This window comes from Chryseomicrobium sp. FSL W7-1435 (assembly GCF_038595005.1).
Classification (GTDB): Bacteria; Bacillota; Bacilli; order Bacillales_A; family Planococcaceae; genus Chryseomicrobium.
Genome location: NZ_CP151997.1, coordinates 121,485 through 141,262, shown reverse-complemented (window position 1 = coordinate 141,262; position 19,778 = coordinate 121,485). Strand labels below are relative to the sequence as shown.

Annotated in this window: 21 protein-coding genes; 13 read left to right on the top strand and 8 right to left on the bottom strand. The window is 42.4% G+C overall.

Annotated elements, in window-relative coordinates:
• Positions 1 to 14: 14 nt before the first annotated feature.
• Genes MKY84_RS00780 through MKY84_RS00765 form a run of 4 tightly spaced genes read left to right on the top strand, consistent with a single transcriptional unit; the run spans position 15 to position 4,977 of the window.
• Positions 15 to 986 carry a substrate-binding domain-containing protein gene (locus MKY84_RS00780; RefSeq protein WP_342527089.1) on the top strand — a complete coding sequence of 324 codons (972 nt, stop codon included), beginning with the start codon at positions 15 to 17 and terminating at the stop codon, positions 984 to 986.
• Positions 983 to 2,425, top strand: a complete 1,443-nt coding sequence (locus MKY84_RS00775) for a sensor histidine kinase (RefSeq protein ID WP_342527088.1) — start codon at positions 983 to 985, stop codon at positions 2,423 to 2,425. The genes MKY84_RS00780 and MKY84_RS00775 overlap by 4 nt, the downstream gene beginning before the upstream one ends.
• Positions 2,422 to 3,924, top strand: a complete 1,503-nt coding sequence (locus tag MKY84_RS00770) for a response regulator (protein ID WP_342527085.1) — start codon at positions 2,422 to 2,424, stop codon at positions 3,922 to 3,924. Before MKY84_RS00775 ends, MKY84_RS00770 begins: the two co-directional genes overlap by 4 nt.
• Before the next feature lie 12 nt (positions 3,925 to 3,936).
• Entirely contained in the window at positions 3,937 to 4,977 is a 1,041-nt protein-coding gene (locus tag MKY84_RS00765; RefSeq protein WP_342527084.1) for a substrate-binding domain-containing protein, read from the top strand.
• Positions 4,978 to 5,006: 29 nt separating this feature from the next.
• Here the strand turns inward: MKY84_RS00765 and MKY84_RS00760 are convergent, their stop codons facing one another.
• Positions 5,007 to 6,146 carry a zinc-dependent alcohol dehydrogenase gene (locus MKY84_RS00760; protein WP_342527083.1) on the bottom strand — a complete coding sequence of 380 codons (1,140 nt, stop codon included), beginning with the start codon at positions 6,144 to 6,146 and terminating at the stop codon, positions 5,007 to 5,009.
• An 87-nt stretch (positions 6,147 to 6,233) separates the two neighbouring features.
• The gene (gene ltaE / locus MKY84_RS00755) at positions 6,234 to 7,250 is read right to left on the bottom strand and encodes a low-specificity L-threonine aldolase (protein ID WP_342527082.1); all 1,017 of its coding nucleotides are present in this window, start codon (positions 7,248 to 7,250) and stop codon (positions 6,234 to 6,236) included.
• 123 nt (positions 7,251 to 7,373) lie between these two features.
• On the opposite strand from ltaE, the gene MKY84_RS00750 reads away from it, so the two are divergent.
• A complete protein-coding gene (locus MKY84_RS00750) occupies positions 7,374 to 7,751 on the top strand; it encodes a VOC family protein (protein ID WP_342527081.1) in 378 nt (125 codons plus the stop codon).
• A gap of 27 nt (positions 7,752 to 7,778) precedes the next feature.
• On the opposite strand, the gene MKY84_RS00745 is transcribed toward MKY84_RS00750, so the two are convergent.
• The 3 genes from MKY84_RS00745 to MKY84_RS00735 all read right to left on the bottom strand — a co-directional run bounded on the left by MKY84_RS00745 (position 7,779) and on the right by MKY84_RS00735 (position 9,863).
• Positions 7,779 to 8,894 carry a hypothetical protein gene (locus tag MKY84_RS00745; protein ID WP_342527080.1) on the bottom strand — a complete coding sequence of 372 codons (1,116 nt, stop codon included), beginning with the start codon at positions 8,892 to 8,894 and terminating at the stop codon, positions 7,779 to 7,781.
• Positions 8,869 to 9,402 (bottom strand): sigma-70 family RNA polymerase sigma factor, encoded by a 534-nt coding sequence (locus MKY84_RS00740; protein WP_342527078.1) that lies wholly within the window; start codon positions 9,400 to 9,402, stop codon positions 8,869 to 8,871. Before MKY84_RS00740 ends, MKY84_RS00745 begins: the two co-directional genes overlap by 26 nt.
• Before the next feature lie 89 nt (positions 9,403 to 9,491).
• Positions 9,492 to 9,863, bottom strand: coding sequence for a hypothetical protein (locus MKY84_RS00735; protein ID WP_342527076.1), 372 nt, complete (start codon positions 9,861 to 9,863; stop codon positions 9,492 to 9,494).
• A 283-nt stretch (positions 9,864 to 10,146) separates the two neighbouring features.
• On the opposite strand from MKY84_RS00735, the gene MKY84_RS00730 reads away from it, so the two are divergent.
• Positions 10,147 to 11,151, top strand: a complete 1,005-nt coding sequence (locus MKY84_RS00730; RefSeq protein WP_342527074.1) for a sodium:calcium antiporter — start codon at positions 10,147 to 10,149, stop codon at positions 11,149 to 11,151.
• A gap of 45 nt (positions 11,152 to 11,196) precedes the next feature.
• Here MKY84_RS00730 and MKY84_RS00725 read toward each other — a convergent pair whose 3' ends face one another.
• Positions 11,197 to 11,745 (bottom strand): ECF transporter S component, encoded by a 549-nt coding sequence (locus MKY84_RS00725; protein ID WP_342527072.1) that lies wholly within the window; start codon positions 11,743 to 11,745, stop codon positions 11,197 to 11,199.
• 100 nt (positions 11,746 to 11,845) lie between these two features.
• Here MKY84_RS00725 and MKY84_RS00720 point away from each other — a divergent pair, with 100 nt between their 5' ends.
• From MKY84_RS00720 to MKY84_RS00700, 5 genes are all read left to right on the top strand, one after another.
• Positions 11,846 to 13,564 (top strand): ABC transporter ATP-binding protein, encoded by a 1,719-nt coding sequence (locus MKY84_RS00720; protein ID WP_342527070.1) that lies wholly within the window; start codon positions 11,846 to 11,848, stop codon positions 13,562 to 13,564.
• 55 nt (positions 13,565 to 13,619) lie between these two features.
• Positions 13,620 to 13,808, top strand: a complete 189-nt coding sequence (locus MKY84_RS00715; protein WP_342527069.1) for a hypothetical protein — start codon at positions 13,620 to 13,622, stop codon at positions 13,806 to 13,808.
• Between the two features lie 100 nt (positions 13,809 to 13,908).
• The gene (locus MKY84_RS00710) at positions 13,909 to 14,757 is read left to right on the top strand and encodes a VOC family protein (protein ID WP_342527067.1); all 849 of its coding nucleotides are present in this window, start codon (positions 13,909 to 13,911) and stop codon (positions 14,755 to 14,757) included.
• Positions 14,758 to 14,860: 103 nt separating this feature from the next.
• On the top strand, positions 14,861 to 15,526 hold the full coding sequence (locus MKY84_RS00705) for an HAD-IB family hydrolase (protein ID WP_342527066.1): 666 nt from the start codon (positions 14,861 to 14,863) through the stop codon (positions 15,524 to 15,526).
• A gap of 52 nt (positions 15,527 to 15,578) precedes the next feature.
• Positions 15,579 to 16,679, top strand: a complete 1,101-nt coding sequence (locus tag MKY84_RS00700) for an MBL fold metallo-hydrolase (RefSeq protein WP_342527064.1) — start codon at positions 15,579 to 15,581, stop codon at positions 16,677 to 16,679.
• A gap of 63 nt (positions 16,680 to 16,742) precedes the next feature.
• Here MKY84_RS00700 and MKY84_RS00695 read toward each other — a convergent pair whose 3' ends face one another.
• Positions 16,743 to 17,186 (bottom strand): GyrI-like domain-containing protein, encoded by a 444-nt coding sequence (locus tag MKY84_RS00695; protein ID WP_342527062.1) that lies wholly within the window; start codon positions 17,184 to 17,186, stop codon positions 16,743 to 16,745.
• A 52-nt stretch (positions 17,187 to 17,238) separates the two neighbouring features.
• Between MKY84_RS00695 and MKY84_RS00690 the strand changes: the two genes are divergently transcribed.
• Both MKY84_RS00690 and MKY84_RS00685 read left to right on the top strand, forming a co-directional pair.
• A complete protein-coding gene (locus MKY84_RS00690) occupies positions 17,239 to 17,439 on the top strand; it encodes a hypothetical protein (RefSeq protein ID WP_342527060.1) in 201 nt (66 codons plus the stop codon).
• Positions 17,440 to 17,780: 341 nt separating this feature from the next.
• Complete coding sequence (locus MKY84_RS00685; protein WP_342527059.1) at positions 17,781 to 17,939, top strand: hypothetical protein; 159 nt, start codon at positions 17,781 to 17,783, stop codon at positions 17,937 to 17,939.
• On the opposite strand, the gene MKY84_RS00680 is transcribed toward MKY84_RS00685, so the two are convergent.
• Entirely contained in the window at positions 17,890 to 19,650 is a 1,761-nt protein-coding gene (locus MKY84_RS00680) for an ABC transporter ATP-binding protein (RefSeq protein WP_342527057.1), read from the bottom strand. The genes MKY84_RS00685 and MKY84_RS00680 overlap by 50 nt on opposite strands.
• Positions 19,651 to 19,778 lie beyond the last annotated feature (128 nt).

Below are 19,778 nucleotides of genomic sequence, written 5' to 3'. Positions count from 1 at the left end.
AAGGGGGCGAGCATATGCGGAAAAAGGTCACAATTATACTCAGCTGCTTAATTGCTTTTTTCGCTACGTTCACCGCAATTTCTGTTTGGCGTGTGATCGAAGCGGCTCCCAACTTTCCAGAACCAGTTACAGAAACCATCGATCAGCTGCGCATTGTCTTGATTACAGAGAACCAGTCGACAGATTTTTGGAAACAGGTAGAACGAGGAGCTATTGAGGCCGCAGAAGAACAAGATGTATTAGTAGAAGCGTGGGCAGGTTTTGGAACGGAAGACCAAGACTTTAATCGAAACTTAGAGACAGCCATCTATTCAAAAGTCGATGGCATTTTAGTACAAGGGCAAGACACAGATGCGTTCAAAGAGCTGACTAAGATTAAAGCAGCTTTTTACGGAGTGCCAATCATTACGATAGGCGAAGACGTACCAGCAGAAGATAGTCTACGTAAGACATATGTTGGCTCCAATCAACAACAAGCAGGAAGATTATTGGCCGAGCGAGTGGCAGAAAAAATGAATTTCACAGGTGAAGTCATAGTGGTCGGGGATGAACAACCAAGTTATATGCAAAAGCAACGTCTTCAAGGAGTGGAGGAAGCATTTCAGCAGTATTCAGAAGTCTCCTTTACCTATCAAGGAATGGGCGATACAAAAGAAGAGATCATGACAGCAACAACGGAACGGATGAATCTTTCACCTGATGCCACTGCTTGGATTGTTTTAGACTCTGACATTACCTATTTTCTAACGCAAGAAATCAGTAGACGTACGCAAGTGGATCCTTATCTGCTCTACTCATTTGATGAAGCGCCAGAAGCGCAAGCTCTCTTACAAGCGGGAATTGTCGATGGGCTTATTCGGCAACGACCAAAAGAAATGGGAGAGGTAGGCCTTCGCTTATTAGTAGAATGGATTCGCGGGGAGACAGTTCCTTTAGATTCCACAGGTTATGAAACGCCAATTCTGATTGAGGAGGCGGGTTCATGACGATTCAAAATAAAATATGGGGACTCGTCTCACTAGCTGTACTGATTATGGGCGGCATTTGGGTAGCATTGACTTACTCAAACCAACAAGCACAAGAGCAGTATAGTTCTATACTCAGTCGCTATTTGCAAATGAATGAAGTGACCACGTCAAGTCAAACACTAGTTGCTGAACTGAATGAATACATACGACTTCCAGTTCCTTCTCAAGAAGACAAGTTGAAGCGACAAGAGCAGCAACTTCAAGGTATTCAGCAGCAAGTTAGGACATTTCGTACTGAGGACAATCAACTAGACATGACCAATTATTTGCTAATGATTGATAGTTTGATTGAAGCATCTAATCGAACACTGAGCTTTGCCAAACAGTCAGAGGTAGATGCAGCTGCGCAAGAGTTTAATGAAGCCAATCGAATTGCCGCCGCACTTGAGAGCCGCACATTGTATATATTAGATCGCGAGCTACGTACCTACAATACATTGTACCGCGGTGTGCTTGAGCAGTCCCAAGAACTAGAGAGACTGGGGCTTTGGTTGTTAGGTCTTATTACAGCTATTGTGTTGCTGGTGACCTATCGCTTCTCGCTGTCCATAACTAAACCGGTACATGAGCTAACTCTAGCCGCTAATGAGGTAGCCCAAGGCAACTTCCAAACGCCTATTCAAATTACCTCAAATGATGAAATCGCTTTCTTAGCCAGAACATTTGAAACCATGCGTGGCAATATCAATGATCTATTTCAAGAGACGCAAGAGAAAGCGCGTCTTGAAAATGAATTGCAAGAAAATCAACTATTGCTAAAAGAAAGTCAGTTAAAGAGTCTACAGAGTCAAATTAATCCTCATTTTTTATTTAATACACTGAATACGCTCTCTAAAAAGGCGTATTTAGATGGCGCAGAAGAAACGAGTGACTTGTTAGTCAGTGTGGCCGATTTGCTCAGATACAGTTTGAAAAAAGTAGATCAGTCCGTGACGCTTGGCGAAGAAGTACGGGTCATTGAACAATACATCGCTATTCAAAAAGCACGGTTTTCCGATCGACTGACATTTCAACAAGAGGTAGATTCTCGTTACTTGTCAATTGCTATTCCGAGTCTGACCCTTCAACCAATTATTGAAAATGCCATGATTCATGGTGTAGAAAAGTTGGTGGACGGTGGATCGATTACTTTACGAATCTACAGACAAGAGGCTTTTGTGGTTGCTGAGATTGAAGATGATGGTCCTGGAATGTCTGAAGAAGAATTGACGCGACTGCTTTCTCAAGAGGTACAAGCAGAGACAGGACATTCTACTAGCATCGGTTTTCAAAATGTGTTGAAGAGACTGCACTTATTTTATGGCATGGCTGATTTACTGACCATTCAAAGTGCTCTAAATAAAGGGACGACGGTCAGTATTCGCATTCCAGTAGAGGAAGGAGGAGCATCTATATGAAGCTGTTGATAGTAGACGATGAGCCAATTGAGCGTGAAGGAATGCGCCGAATATTATCTGATGCGTTTGCAGAATTGACCATCTTTGATGCTCGAAATGGCTACCAGGCTATTGAGATTGCCGAAATAGAACGTCCGGATATTGTTCTTATGGATATTATGATGCCAGGCATCAATGGAATCGAGACGTTGCAACAAATTCAAGCCATTCATCCAACAGTGCGCGGTGTCATGGTAACGGCATTTGATACCTTCGATTACGCCCGACAAGCACTTCGTTTAGGTGTAAAAGAGTATTTATTAAAACCGAGTAAACGTAGTGAAATCATAGCTACAGTAGAAGCTGTCATTGAACAATGCAAGATGGAAGCAAAAAAACTGCGAACCGACCAACAGGCTGAGCGTTTACTAGAGACGGAGCTGGTGACGCAATTGCTATTTCATCATGTGCATGATGTTCAGTTGGACGCATTGATGGAATCTGTTGGAATCGTTGCGCGACCTGCTTTTGTAGTGGTTATTTACTTTCCGGAGCCAACAGAGGCGTTGTACCGTCAAGTCAAGGAGCGCGTTCGTGAATCTGAAAATGCCTTTGTGGGAGCGCTCTACGGGAAGCAGCTACCTATTATTGTGTTTCGAAGAGAAGGTGTGTCTTACCGCTCACAGGCAATGCCATTTGTCCAAAACATGATTGCTCATTTACGAGATCAAGTAGGTATTTTTGTAGGAGTGGGAGAGGAAGTCAAAGAGCTGGCCCAAGTGGCGGTATCTTATCAGCAAGCAGTATTTGCCTTAGCTTCACACTCACAATCCGTACGGTTCCGATTTTATGAAGAGACCAGCACTCAAATTCAACCTCTAGGAACTACCAACATTCGGCACAAAGAGCAACAGTTTTTTGAAGCATTAGATCAGGGAGACTGGCACCAGATTGAGCAAATTTTGAATGAGTTTATTGATCAACAAGAGCAACATGGTCAACCGCTGATTTATTCTCAACAGCGTGTATTAGAGTTGTTTTGGATCATACAACGCGCACTTGAACACCTAGGTATGAGCAGCCAACCAGCTTACCTATCTTTCCAATCGTCGAACTATCGTCAATTACGAGCTGAAGTGCAGGGCATTCTCTCTCAAGTCGCAACGTATTACACATCGCATCTTGGAACAGCGGAATCAAACAAGGTGCAGATAGTGAAGCGCTATATAGAGGAACATTCGCACGAAGAATTGTCACTTGACCGTTTGGCAGAATTAGTAGATTTTACACCCATGTACTTAAGTAAGCTGTTTAAAGATAAACTTGGAGTCAATTATATTGATTATCTAACCGAGTGCCGTATTCAGCATGCGAAACAGCTACTGAAAGATCCTGATAAGAGTCTCAAAGAAATTAGTTTTGAGGTGGGCTATCATGAACCGAACTACTTCAGCAAAGTGTTTAAAAAGATGTGCGGACAATCGCCTTCTGAATACCGTAAGCAACTACCTATCCGGTAAGGAGGCGAGCCTATGAGAAAATCTTGGATTATACAGATGATGGTATTCCTAGCTTTAGTGAGCGGGTGTCAGCAAGAGGAGATTCTCTCAGCGGTTCCTGATCCTCCAACGAAGCAGGTAGAAGAAGTAAGGATCGGCTTCTCTATGGACACGTTGGTGGAAGACCGTTGGAAAAAAGACCGTGACCTTTTTAAAGAAGCTGTCGAGTCACTGGGAGCAGAGGTCATGATCACAGCTGCCAATGGCGATGATGTTTTACAGGTTGCCCAAGCTGAGACGCTTATTCAAAGTGGTATAGATGTGCTCGTTATTGTGCCACATAATGCAGAGGCGACCGCGGCTATTGTTCACAAAGCACACCAAGCGGGTATTAAGGTGATTTCATATGATCGGTTAGTGAAAAATGCCGACATTGATTTATATGTTTCTTTTGATAATGAACGGGTGGGGGAGTTACAGGCGCAAGCCATGTTAAAAGAAGTGTCTGAAGGGAATTTTGTGTTTATCGGTGGTGCGGATACTGACAACAATGCGCATCTGTTGAAACGTGGTGTTTTCTCTGTGCTGCAACCAGCCATTGACGCCGGACGTGTGCGTATCATTTATGACCAATGGACCGAGGATTGGACGCCTGTGAATGCAAAGAACAATATGACACAGGCTTTAGAAATAAACAACCAACAGGTTGATGCCATCATTGCAGCGAATGATGCAACGGGTGGTGGTGTGCAAGAAGCATTGGCTGCTTATGGATTAGAGGGCAAGATTCCCATGACAGGGCAAGATGCAGACTTGGCGGGAATTCGGCGAATTGTGAGTGGAGATCAATTGATGACCGTTTACAAACCAATTCGGCATTTGTCACAAACGGCAGCAGAGCTTGCTGTGACTCTTGCACGAGGAGAAGAGGTTGTAACTAGTAGCTATGTAAACAATGGAAAAAAAGAAGTACCTTCAGTTTTAATTGAACCAATTGCTGTCACGCGTGAGACGATTGACGAAACTGTTATCCAAGATGGTTACCATAGCTATCAGGATGTATATGGGGACTAAAAAAAGAGCGCAATGAGCGCTCTTTTTACTTAGGGCTTTAAAACAAACTTGATACTGTCGTCTTGGTGGTCATGAAACAGTTCATATGCTTCTGCTGCTTGGTCCAGAGGCATTCGATGTGTAATGATTTCAGTCGGGTCAAATTCTCCGTCCTCAATTTTTTTATACAACATCGGCATCAAATGAACAACTGGTGCTTGGCCCATTTTCAATTCGACATTACGTTCAAAGATATTCCCCAGTGGAAAATTGTTGTAGGTAGAGCCGTATACACCTGTTAGTTGAATCGTTCCGAATTTGCGTACGGCATCAAGTCCGATATCGAGAGCGCTCAATGTCCCGCCTTGCAGTTTTAGTTTTTGCTGAGCTTTATCAGCAAGAGACATCTTTCCATCCATCCCGACGCAATCAATTACAACGTCTGATCCACCATTCGTGATTTCTCGAATATGTTTCCCCATATGGTCAAAATCATCAAAATTATAGGCTTCCACTTTGTTCATCTGTATAGCTTTTTGCAGTCTATACGGAACGTGATCAACTGCTATGACGCGTTTTGCTCCTTGCATCCAGGCAAATTTTTGCGCCATTAATCCAACCGGACCACAACCTAATACTGTTACAGTATCTCCTTTTTTCATCCCCGAATTTTTAACACTCCACCAAGCGGTAGGCAATACGTCTGATAAGAAAAGTAGGGCTTCATCTTCTAATTCACTAGATTCCGGGATTTTGAATGGAAGGTAGTTGCCGAATGGTACTCGTAGGTATTCTGCTTGTCCACCAGCCCAGTCTCCATAGCGCTCCGTAAATCCGAAGTAACCTCCTGAATCAACAGCTGGATTTTCATTTGAATTGTCACATTGACTTTCCATCTCGTGCTGACAGTAAAAGCATTCACCACACGCTACATTAAAGGGAATGACAACGCGGTCTCCTTTTTTTACAGATGTTACATCGGGACCTACTTCTTCAACAATCCCCATCGGTTCGTGTCCAATAACGTACCCTTTACGTGCAGGGACCGCACCGCGATAAATATGAAGGTCTGAACCGCAAATGGCAGTCGTGGTAATTCTTACAACAATATCATCAGACTTCTCAAGCTTTGCATCGGCTACCTCTTTGACTTGGACATCTTTTGAGCCTTGAAACGTGACAGCTTTCATAGCAAAATCAACTTCCCTTCTGGCTTGGATAAAACTACTATTCCCCAGAAGGCCGCGAGATAGTCTGCGACTATAGTGGTAAATTACTTAAAATTTGGAAAGTGCATGCAATGTTTGTTGGATATGTACCTCGTCTATTCCGTTGTTTGTAACTAAACGAATAACTCCTGCACCAAATCCACCCGCAAGAATAGAGTTGTCTTTTAAATGAGAGAGTAGGTGTTCAGTAGTGTGGGAAGGATCTGTTAGCTCGACGAGCAAGATATTTGTATCTACTTCGTTCACAACACGTAATGTAGTCAACTGTCGAATGCCTTCCGCCAACAACTTAGCGAGCTGATGATCCTTTTGTAATCGTTCAGGGTTTTCTTCGAGCGCAATAAGTGCTGGAGCAGCTAAAACGCCAACTTGTCGAAGGCCACCCCCTAGACGCTTGCGCCATTTTCGTGCCTGATGAATAAAATCAGCTGAACCTGCGATGATAGATCCAACGGGTGCACCGAGTCCTTTTGACAAACAGAATTGAACGGTATCCGTATAGTTGGCAAATTCAGCAACAGGAATACCAGTTGCTGCTTGCGCATTGAATAGACGAGCCCCATCTAAGTGAACAGGAATGTTGTGGGCTTGTGCGACTTCATAAATAGCTTTCATATGCTCTACCGGAAGAACCGCTCCACCCGCTTTATTATGCGTGTTTTCTAAACAAATTAACCCTGTCTCCGGTTCATGAATATCTTTTCCACGTATGGCGGCTTCTACAAGGGTCGGGTCCATAGCACCACGAATACCATCAATCGTTTTCAATTGCACACCAGCGAGGGCAGACATGGCGCCTCCTTCATATAAAAAAATGTGAGACTGTGATTCAAGTATAACTTCTTGACCAGGGCGACAATGGATAAGACCGGCTATTTGGTTCCCTTGTGTCCCGCTTGTAACAAATAGTGCAGCTTCTTTGCCTAGAATTTCTGCCGCTCGCTGTTCCAAGCGGTTAACGGTAGGGTCTTCTCCGTAAACGTCATCGCCAACTTCCGCTTCATACATGGCACGACGCATTCGCTCGTCTGGTTTGGTCACTGTATCACTTCGTAAATCAATCATTCAAATCCCTCATTTCTAGTAAGTAGTTCTATCCACTAGTGTAGCAGTTCTCATAAAGATTTTCTTCAATAGGAAGGAATGATAGGCCTCTACCTAGAATGAAGTAGAAAAGGAGGCGACGAGATGATTTCGAAGCTAGGGGAAGTTATGGTGTATGTTAACGATCAAGATGAAGCTATTCGGTTTTGGCAGGAAGATATGGAGTTTGTGATTTTGCAAGACTATCGAGACGGTGAGATGCGCTGGGTGCAAATTGCGCCGACAGCTGATGCAGAAACGACCGTGATTCTGCATGACCGTGCGTTTGTAGAGAAGAATAGTCCAGATATAAACTTTGGAACACCTTCTTTACTGTTCTTCACTTCAGATTTGGATGCACTCTATGACAAGCTTCAACTTAAAGGAGTGACTCTTGGGGAGAAGGTTCAGATGGGCGACAGTAAATTCTTTAATTTTGCCGATAGAGAAGACAATTACTTTGCTATTATGGAGACAAATTAAAACCTCGGCGAGTGCGCCGAGGTTGTTTTATGGTTTTATTAAATGGATGGTTGGACCGCCATCGGAATAGTTCTCTTCCACCATTTGGAGCGTGCCATCTAGAGAAAATTGTGGAGTGACAAGACGATCTTTCACTTTCGGGAAGTCACTGTAAGGAACTGCAATGTTGTTTTCAATCCTGAAAAGCTCCACATCGTCTGTGTCTTCTCCCCAGCTGTCTGTGACACTAAGCGCTAAATAGTTGTCGTGAACAGCTGAAAAACTGTATTCTGGCGTTTCAATCATTTGGAAAGCGCCTGTTTGAATATCCATATAACCAAGCTCAAGTCGACCTTCTTCCGTTGCAAAGTCAAAGTAAACTCGGTCATTTACTACATGCATATTGTAAACAGAGCTATAAGGAATATTTGATTGCTTCTGAATCAATTTGCCAGATAGCGTATCATAGACAAATAAAGTAGAGGTATCTTCAAAACTATTTAAAATGACAGCTCTATGATTTTGGTAGGCACCTCTTGTATCCATCTTCTCATTTGTATGAAGTAGTGCTGGGATTTGTATAGTTAAATCCATCATGTAGTGATTATGATCATTCGTGTAGAAGTTTGTATAAAACAATGTATTGTTTTCTAAAGTTAACTCAATTGGGTTGATAGAAGGTATGACAGCAAGCTCTTTGTTGCTTCGATTTAATATATTGAGTGTGTAATCTTCATTCTCAAAATCTCCCCAAACGAGCCATTTGTCATTGGCTACATAAGAATGTTGAGCACCAGGACCTGCGAAGTTTGCGATTTTCTCTGTGAGTTTCTCATCGATAGCATAACTATAGGCACCATCTTCTTTTGCGAAAATAAGTTCATGGGTTTCCGGAACATAGACCGACCAGTGTAGTGCACTTTGGTACGTGTCAGGTACTATGATTTCTTCATGATAGACGAATGGGGAGGCCGCAGAGTCGTTAAAACTCACAAACAAAGCATACCCTATCACACCAATGAAAAGTAAGGCGACCAAAGGGACCAAATTCATAGCCTTTAAGGAATGCTTTTTCCGAACACGTTCTCTTACAAGTTGCTGTTCACGCTCGCTGAACGTGATTTCTTTTGGCAGCGTTTCATTTAGAAGTTGTTTCAGATCCATGCCAATCCACCTCCAATTCATTCCGCAGTAATTCTCGACCTCTGGTAAGCCGTGTCTTCACAGTATTTGGCGAACACCCTAAAACTTCTGCAGTTTCATTAACTGAGAGCTCAGCATAATAATGTAGCCATAAAGATTCTCTATAATGAAGCGGCATCGATTCGAGCACTTTATGTAGTTCGGACGTTTGTTCTTTCTCAAGTAGCGAATCTTCATTACTAGCACGCTTCCTGAAAATTTTCAGTTTATCACTGAACTTAACTTTTTGAGCATGCCAACTCTTCAAGTAATTTAAACTTTCGTTGACAGCAATTCGGTACAAGTAGGTTTTGAGAGAGGCACGACCTTCAAAACTTTCAATGCCAATATAAAATTTTAGAAATGTATCTTGTGTGAGATCCTCTGCTTTTTGTAAATCTCTAACATAGGAATAGATGACGCGTTTTATCATGTCCCCATGCTCCTGCATAGCTTCGTTCAACCGGTCGTTCTTTTGGTCTTCTGTCACATCATCGCATCCTTTCCTATCCGTTAGACAACACACATCTCTTTATGGTTTCACACAAACTAAAAAAAGAAAAGCCCCGAAGGATGAAGTTATCCTTTCGGGACCTTTACAAGCATATAATTTCTCGTCCATTTTTGAGTAGTCAGTACAATTTCATCATCAGGGCGGGCAAAGAACAAACCACTGCCATCTCTTTCTCGCAGCTCCCAACCTTGAGATGCCATAAATTCTTCGATGCGTTGATTGGCTAGATCTACACGTTTTTCTTTCACCGCATACCACAACGAATCCTCTTCTTCTGTTAAATAAACCAAAGGCGCATCCGAAGAAGAAATTCGCTTTGCGACTTCTGGAGGAGTTAACGAAGAAAACGGAAGAGGCGGATGCTCGAGCCGTTCATAAAGCGCAAATAGACCGATGGAGACCATCAGCATCCCTATGACAATCACGATTTTTTTCATAGTAGTCCCACCTTTCTGCTTTCTATAAGACGGTAAGTCATCCGGATAAGTTTCAAAAACAGTTCTGACTGGACAGCTAAGAAAAGATAAGGTATACTATTTTTATAAATAGGGGAGTAGTGACAAGCGACGTGTTCGTCAATTCGGTACAATGTACCCGGACCGTCCCGCTCAATCTTTTGAGCGCACAAGACCTTTTTATGAAAACAGACTGATTTGTCAGGTGTTTTCATAAAAAGGTCTTTTTTTGTGACTACTTTCCAACATAGAAGGAGTGAATGCAATGGTCTATATCTTATTTATTCTTGTGGCGGGTATTACCCTTTACGCGGCTATGAAGCTATCAACGTTCGCAGACGTCTTAAGTACTAAAACATCTATGGGGGGCATGTTGGTCGGTACCGTTCTACTAGCTGGAGCGACTTCCTTGCCAGAAGTCACGACAAGTATTTCAGCAGTAGTTATCGGAAATCCCGACATCGCAGTAGGAAATGTCCTTGGCTCAAATTTATTTAATTTATTTGTGTTAGCTTTGTTTGATTTATATTTCCGTAAGAAGAAATTATATGAACAAATCGATAGCACACATCTTTACACAGCTGTATTAGCAATTATTCTTACCGCATTGGCGCTTTCAGGATTAGTCTATAGCCAGACGCCGGCTGTATTTGGAGTCGGTATCGACATGATTGCCATTTTAGTCATTTATATTGCGGGTCTTATCTACATGAATAAAAAGTCTTCTTCGATGCAACCAGTTGTAGAACCTAAAGAAGAAAAGAAATCTAATAAAAAGCCTGGTAACCCACACTCAGATATCACTTTAAAGAAAGCCATTATCGGTTTTACGATTGCGGCACTTGTCATTATGGGTGCGGGGACAGCATTATCGATTTTAGGTGACCAAATCGCTAGATTGACAGGTCTTGGCTCAAGCTTTGTTGGTAGTTTCTTAATTGCTGGAACAACTTCATTGCCAGAAGTTGTTTCCGTGTATGTGGCCCTTCGCTTACGAAATGTAAACTTAGCATTTGGTTCAATCTTGGGAAGTAACATTTTTAATATGTTAATTCTCGTCATGTCTGATATCGTCTACCGAGATGGATCCATATTAAATGCTGCTGCAGCAAGTCATATTATTACGGGCATAAGTATTACATTCTTATCGCTACTAGCCATTTACGGAATTCGTCGTAAACCAACAACCAGCTCAGCAATGTATTTAATTCCATCAATACTGACAGTCCTCGTCTATTTTGTAACAACCTATTTATTGTTTGTATCTTAATAATGAAAAGCACGGCCATCAGTTTTTTGATGGCCGTGCTTTGTTTTATTTGAAGTATGGTAATTTTTTTAATGCAATGACTACAGGAATTGCAATTAGTAACCCTACGGCATTTTGAATCAAATTGCCAGGTATAGATGCTAACGGAATGACAAAGCTTGAAAACATGATTGCCTCTCCGATGTAGTACACGACTAGCATAAACGGAATCGAGATTACAGCCGCAGCGATATTCCAACCAATACTAGTGCCATTTCGGTTTTTCGACCAAGCGACTTTACCGACTACATAGCCTTGAATACCACGGGCAACGATTGTGATGGGAGCCCATACTAACCAGCCTCCCATGATATCAAATAGTCCCATACCGAGTGCACCAGCTGCTGCGCCTTTTTTTGGTCCGAACAACATCGCAGAAATGAAAAGCATCGCTGTTCCTAAGTGGACCAATCCACCATTGGCTGCGAAGAATGGAATACGAATATTTAACAACATAGTAGATACAAATACTAATGCAACCAACATTGATGTTAAAATTAAATCAAATGTTTTGCCACGCGCTATAGGTCGAGACAAAGATTGAGGGTTTTGCATACAAATTCCTTCTTTCTTTAAATTAAGTTACTCCTACTTTACCAAGGAACTGAACCCTCAAAAAGTATCAGTTTTAAATAAAAATAGGTGGTCAGATAAGATGGGAGATGAAATGAAGATGAAATCCTTGGTTGCTGGAATGAAATGGCCAAAGTGGATGATAGCCATTGCGTTTACGTTTAGTCTTGTTGAAACGGCATTTGGGTTAGTGATTCCATTGCTGACGATGAACTTTATCGATAGTTTTACTGAAGGTGGCATCAGCCCGCTCATGTTAGCAGCAGTTGCACTGCTATTAGTGGTCCAGGCTGTGCTCTCAGGTATTGCGTTTTATTTGATGAGAAAAATTGGAGAATACGTAGTTGCCTTTATTCGAAACGAAGTATGGAAACATGTTCTTGGTTTACCTGTAAACTTCTTTGATGAAGAGGAGTCTGGGGAGTTGATGAGTCGGATCTTGCAAGATACGGGTGTCATTAAGTCGTTAATTACGGACCACCTCATCACATTTTTCACTAGTATTTTAACCGTGATTGGGGCCGTTGCAATCCTCATTTGGATTGATTGGAAGATGACACTAATTCTGTTGATCTCAGTCCCAGTCACGCTCGCCATCATGTTCCCGATTGGCCGTAAGATGTCCAAAGTGGCAAAGTCTACTCAAGATGAAGTGGCGACGTTTAGTGCTCAACTGGGAAGAGTGCTACAAAATATTCGACTAGTAAAATACAGTCAGTCAGAACCGAAAGAGCAGGTAAATGGTGAGCAACAAGTGCAACGAATCTATTCGTTCTATTTGAAAGAAGCTAAGCTTGTTGCCGTTTTATCACCCGTGATGACACTGGTGATGACTCTTGTGTTGATTGTCGTGTTTGGTTATGGGGGAGCCCAAGTGGCTTCAGGAGCACTTACTGCGGGAGCACTGGTCGCTATCATCTTCTATTTAATACAAATCATTGTTCCGTTTACTCAAATGGCTAGCTTTTTTACAGCTTATCAGAAGACAGTGGGTGCCACTGAGCGAATTAAAGATATTCTACTGCGTCCACAAGAGCAAGCAGAAGGTCAGGCACTGCCTTCAAGTGAGCAAGATATTCAAATCAATGGCGTAACATTCGCTTATGGGGAGAACGTGATTCTTGAAAATCTGACGTTTACATTACCTAAAGGCAAAGTGACAGCGTTTGTAGGAGAGAGTGGTGGTGGGAAAACAACCATGTTTTCATTGCTACAGCGTTTCTATGAACAACGCTCGGGAGAAATTCTCTATGGTTCTACCGACATTCGTTCCATTCGCCTGGCAGATTGGCGAGGTCTTTTTGGTTATGTATCTCAGGAAAGCCCGCTAATGAACGGAACTATACGTGATAATGTTTTGTACGGAGTCACACCAGAACTAATTGATGATCAAACACTAGAGCAAGCCTTGCGACAAGCCAACGCATGGGAGTTTGTCACAAAACTTGAACAAGGTCTTGAAACTCCTGTAGGGGAGGGCGGCATTAAGCTCTCAGGTGGACAACGACAACGAATCGCTATTGCGCGTGCTGTCATACGAAACCCACAAATCTTGTTATTGGATGAAGCCACTTCTAGCCTGGATACAGAGTCTGAACGTTTGGTTCAAGAAGCACTTCAAACGATTATGAAGAATCGAACAACGCTGATCATTGCCCATAGGCTTTCTACTGTACAGCATGCCGATCAACTCATTGTCATTCGTGACAAAGGTGTGCGCGGTGCAGGTACCCATCAACAACTAGTTCAAACCAATCCATATTACCAAGAACTTGTGCGCAATGCCCAGCTCCTCTCTTAAAGTCATGAAACCTTTAAGTGCTCCATCCGTATAAATAACTAAGGGGGCGAAACGAATGAGTAGTATGACAACAATTGGTTTTGGGATATTCTCAATTTTATACTTAGTATTTATTTTAGCGATCATAGGTTTCGTTATTTGGTTTATGGTTCAAATCATTCAGACACAGCGTGCTAAAGTTCGCGTGTTGCAAGAAATTTCTAGTAAAATGGACAGTAAATCATCTAATCGAGACGCCTTTTAACCACTTTTAACGAGTGGTTATTTTTGTTAGACAGCAACTATTGACATTTTTAGATTACTATTATAAACTAAGTTACAAATAGTAAGTTAGGAGTGCGATTATGAACTTTCATCAAAAACCCACTACATTTGTGGCCAATGTCACATTAAATGTGACAGACCTTTCCCGTTCCACGGCTTTTTACGAACAGGTAATTGGATTTCGTGTATTAACAGGATCAACAACTAAAGTTGAACTGACAGCAGATGGAAAAACGCCTTTGTTAACACTTATTCAGCCAAAAGACGTTCAGCGAAAAGAAGCTCGAACTACAGGGCTCTATCATTTTGCAATTCTGTTGCCAACTCGTCAAGCACTTGCAAGTCTTGTACCTCATCTTGTTCAGCAAGGGATTCAGCTTGGTTCTTCTGATCATAAAGTGAGTGAAGCTCTCTATTTTGCAGATCCCGATGGTAATGGCATTGAAATTTACCGGGATCGTTTGCCAGAAGAATGGACCTGGCAAGGAGATTCTGTAGAAATGACTGTAGATCCACTCGATTTCAACGATTTGTTAGCGAAGGAAACAGTATCAGAATGGACAGGTCTTCCGCATGACACTGTTATGGGACATATTCATCTCCATGTAGACGACCTACAAGCAGCTGAACAATTTTATACCCAAGCACTCGATTTTGAAGTGGTGACGCGTTATGGTCATCAAGCATTATTTATTGCCGATAATCGTTACCATCATCACATCGGTTTAAACGTTTGGAATGGAGTAGGGGCGCCTCAACCGGCTAAACATTCAGTGGGGCTTGTCCATTTCACACTAGATGTGAAAAATGCTAGTAAACAAAAAGAACTCGCAAAGCGGTTAGAAGCTAGTGGTGCTCGAGTTGAGTGGGTGACAGAAGTACTCCTTACAGAAGACCCAGCGGGGAATGAAATTCATATAGTTTATTAAAGTTCAAGCGAAGCCTTTACAGGGTTTCGCTTTTTGTCATTTCTCGCAAGCCAATGCGCTATCCTGTACACTAGAAGAAACAAAGTAACTTGGGGGATTGGATATGAAGGTAGCACTATTTGATTTTGACCGCACTATTTACAAGCATGAGACGTTTACGTTGTTAATGCGTTTTCTACAACGACACGAGCAATATGGTAATCGCTATAAAAAGTTCATGAGACGACTGATGCCGGTTTACTTCTTATATAAAGTGAAGATGACACCAGAAAAGACGATGCGTAAAAAGGCTATGGAAATCTATTTAAAGACATTCGAGGGCTTAAGTGAATTGGAATTGCGGGCTTATTTTCAAGAGATGGCACGAGAAATGGCAGATGACTTTAATCAAGAAGTAATTAATCGACTGAACTGGCATCATCAACAAGGGCATCGTGTACTTGTCATATCAGGTGCATTTGATGTCATGCTCGATGAAGTTCTGAAAGAATTACCGATTGATGAAAAATTAGGTACTCAGGTGCCATTTGAAAATGGCAAGTTAGTGAAAGTTCGAGAGCTCTCTCATGTACATGAACGTCAAAAGCTTGTTCGGATTGAAGAGAGTTTAGAGGGTGTAGAAGTGAACTGGGAAGAAAGCTATGCCTATGGAGATAGCATCTATGATGTGGATGTGCTTGATTTAGTTGGTCATCCAGTTGCAGTCCAACCAGATGTAGAATTGAAGCGCTATGCAAAAGAACAAGGCTGGGAAATTATTGAGGAGTAGTTTACTAGGTCAAATAAATAGGGAATACACTTTATAAAAAGAGGTGGAGTACATGCAGATAAAGAAAAGATGGATAGCCGGCGCATTGGTAGCTGCGGGTGCGGCTTATCTAGTGGCCAATCCAACGTTCGGGAAGCGCGTCACTCGTTCTCAAAAGATACAATTTAATGAACTGCCACACTACAAAGATGGTAAATTTCGAAATACGCCACCTATCGTTTCACCCGGCGGATTTGAAACAATACAAAGCCTCGCCAAGGACTATTTTGTAGGGAAAGCAGACTTACATCCGGCGAACCCAATGCCAAGTGAAAAGTTCAGCTGTCATGATAATGTTCAAACACCTCATGTTACGTGGCTTGGCCATTCATGTTTCTTGATTGAATGGAAAAATAAAATCATATTGGTAGACCCGATGCTCGGAAAAGTTCCACTACCATTCCAAGTGAAGGATATGCGCTATCCTGTTGTAGATCCTTTTGACACAGCATGTCTTGAGGAGATTGATTATGTCATCTACTCCCATGATCATTACGATCATCTTGACTATGATACGCTACAACAGATTAAAGACCGTGTACGTAAGTTCTTTGTACCATTAGGACTCGGCAGTCGATTGGAAGGATGGGGTGTACCAAAACATCGTATATTTGAGATGGATTGGTGGGAGTCTGTTCAAGAGGATGGCATGCGATTCACAGCAGCTCCGGCACGTCATTTTTCAGGACGTCTAGGTGTAGACTATGGAGAGACTTTATGGTGTTCGTGGGTTTTCGAATGGGACGATTACCGCATTTTCTACAGTGGAGACAGCGGTTATGGCAAGCATTTTGAAGAAATCGGTCGTCGGTTCGGCCCCTTTGACCTTGTTGTGATGGAGACAGGTCAATATGATGAACGTTGGCCAGGTGTTCATATGCATCCAGACGAAAGTATGCAGGCGTTTCTTGATTCTCGCGGGAAACATGTACTACCGGTCCATTGGGGTGCTTTTACACTGGCGTTTCATAAGTGGGACGATCCTCCTGAGCAAATGATGGAACTGGGTCGCGAGCATGACGCACACGTTGTTATCCCTAAAATAGGAGAAACGTTGGACGTTGCTCAATTGGACTCTTACGAAACCAAAACTTGGTGGAAACCAGTAATCTAATTAGTAACAAAAAGAACTCTCAGTGCGGATACTGAGAGTTCTTTTACGTACTAAGGCAAACAATCAAACGGACTTAATAGGAAGGTAGATTTCCACTTCTTCCCCATGCTCAGTGGGGAAGTACATTTCCACCACATAGCCACTAAAATCAAATTGCAATTTATTTTCGAGCATCCAGTTGGTTAAAGTTTGGTGAAGCTCGCCAATTTCCTCTGTAGTACCGCGCGCGAAGGCATAATCCCGTTCTATTTCGATATACTCCATTCCGGCAGGTGGATGGGAAGGTTGTTTCGATACAAGAACGCCAACATAAAAGACCCCTTCTAGGTGATCTACATGGGATTGTGGTTCAAATAACGCAACCTCAACATGTGCTTGATAGTCTGTATTTTGTAAGTTCTCTAAAAAAACACGAGCTTTTTCAGGTACAATGGTAGAATACTCTTGAAAAGTACCAGTGTGTCGTGAAACTAAGGCACGTAAAGTAATGAGTTTATGAGCTGGCATTCAAATTCCTCCGTTCAATTTTAGGAAGATCATTTAAAAAAGGAGCTTTTACATGAAAAATCGTGTATTTGGATTAATCTATCTGTTGTTCAGTGGCGCATTATTTATAGGAGTGGAGAAGTGGCCTTATTTGCAAGATATTGATCCAATTTATCATATTCCACTCTATTTCCCTTCTTTAGTGCTAGCTGCTATTGGTTTATATCTGCTACGAGTGTCACTTGATAAGAAGCCAAGCTCTCCTCAATTATGAGGGGAGTTTTTTTGTAGCAACCCGTAAAACGTGTAAGAAGCGATATGGGTTTTGGACGGTTGTATAAGTTCAGTAATGAACTCATTTTCATCTTTTGCATAGTCGCTTTGAATCCACTCCCGCAGTAAACCATACAAACCCATTAGCCATATCCCTTTTAAATAATGTCATGTCCACAGGAAGGTCCTGCAAGGTATGAAAAGAAAAATGTTCATAATAAGTGCGCTCAAAGTAAGGATGGTCTTAGAAACCGCTTCCTCTAAACTAAAAGTAAGAGCAGTACCATTAGCATCCCACAATTGCTAATGCGTCGCAAGCAGACACTTGAGGAGGAAGAGAAAATGGGTAAATTACTAGGGAAAGTAGCTGTTATCACAGGGGGTGCATTAGGCATCGGAGCAGCGACTGCAAAACTAGTAAAGAGCCGTGCTGATGCACGGCTCTTTTATGTTAGTGATGTGATAGTTCTTGTTGTAGTGCCACCCAGTGATTTGGGCTGACTTCTGTTAACAGCGCATCTTCCACGTCATAGTGGATGGCTGCGTCTTGTTCACTTACCACTGCACGTGCCGCTCTGCGCTCCACTTCTACATGTGGATCAGGTAGAGGAATTGCTGCCAGAAGAGCTTTCGTGTACGGATGTTGTGGATTCGTATAGAGTTCTTCACTTTCAGCCAGTTCCACGATTTTTCCTTTGTACATGACGGCCACTCGATCGCTTAGATGCTTCACCATGGATAAATCGTGAGCAATGAATAAGAACGTAAGGCCTAGTTTTTGTTGCAGTTCTTGGAGAAGCTCGACAATCTGCTTTTGAATCGATACATCTAGTGCAGATAGGGGTTCATCACAAACGATAAAGTCGGGTTCTACTGCAAGTGCTCGAGCAATGCCGATACGCTGGCGTTGTCCTCCAGAAAACTCATGCGGATAACGCATCGCATGTCCTTTCTCAAGACCGACAAGTTCCAATAATTCTTCGACGCGCGTCTGACGTTGTTCTCGAGAACCGGCTAGTCCATGTAAATCTAAAGCTGTGCCAATTATATCGACTACTTTTTGACGTGGATTTAAAGAAGCATAGGGGTCTTGGAAAATGATTTGAACACGTCTTCGCATTTGTTTCAATTGTTTCTTTGTTAAGCGGTTTAATGGTATACCATCAAATAGTACATCTCCGGAAGTCGCTTGATGTAGTTGCAAGAGGGTACGACCGGTCGTCGATTTACCAGAACCGGATTCTCCGACAAGACCAAGTGTTTCGCCAGGATAAATGGAAAAGCTGATATTGTTCACTGCTCTCATACGTTCCCCGCGACCTAAATCAAATTCTTTTACCAACGAACGGACTTCAACTAGTGGCTGAGAAGGGTCACGGTCTGTCTCGACTAGACTCTGGAGGTTCGGCTTTTTTGGTTCATGAAGCTTTGGAAGGGCATCGAGCAATTTTTTCGTATAAGGATGTTTGGGTGAATAGAAGATTTCTTCCGTGCTTCCTGTCTCGACAATTTCGCCTTTTTGCATTACGATCACACGGTCACACATTCCGGCAACGACACCTAAATCATGGGTGATGAGAATAATTGCTGTTCCTAGACGCTCTTGCACCTTTTTCATAAGTGCTAAAATCTGTGCTTGAATCGTTACATCAAGGGCAGTGGTCGGTTCATCGGCAAGCAACAGTTCGGGTTCACATGCGAGTGCCATTGCAATCATCGCCCGTTGACGCATACCTCCCGAAAATTCGTGTGGGTATTGTGCTGCGCGTTGGCGAGCTTTAGTAATGCCGACTTGTTCCATTAACGTAATGGCTTGTTCGAGCGCCTCTCGTTTCGATAGACCTTTGTGCTTGGTCAAACTCTCGGCAATCTGATCGCCAATACGAGTTGTGGGATTGAGTGAACTCATCGGATCCTGGAAAATCATCGAAATCTCACGTCCACGCAACTGCTCCAATCGCTTTTCAGGAGCACTAAGCAACTCTTCATCTTTCCACTTAATGGATCCGCTTTTTACAAACGAAGGAGGAGAAGGGAGGAGACGCATGATGGAGCGGGCCGTCACACTTTTACCACTACCGGATTCCCCGACAATCGCAACTGTTTCTCCAGGGAACACCTCAAAATTTACGCCTCTAACGGCTTCCACTTCACGTTCTCCAGCAAGAAAAGAAACGCGTAAATCTTTTATAGAAATAATGGGTTGGACCATTTTAAACACCTCAATCATAAAGTAAGAAAAACTAGTTGACTCTTTTTCGAATATGTTTCATACTCTACTATACCACTAGGAATTATACAATATATAAAGTCCATAGAAAACTCCTCTTCCGAAAAGTG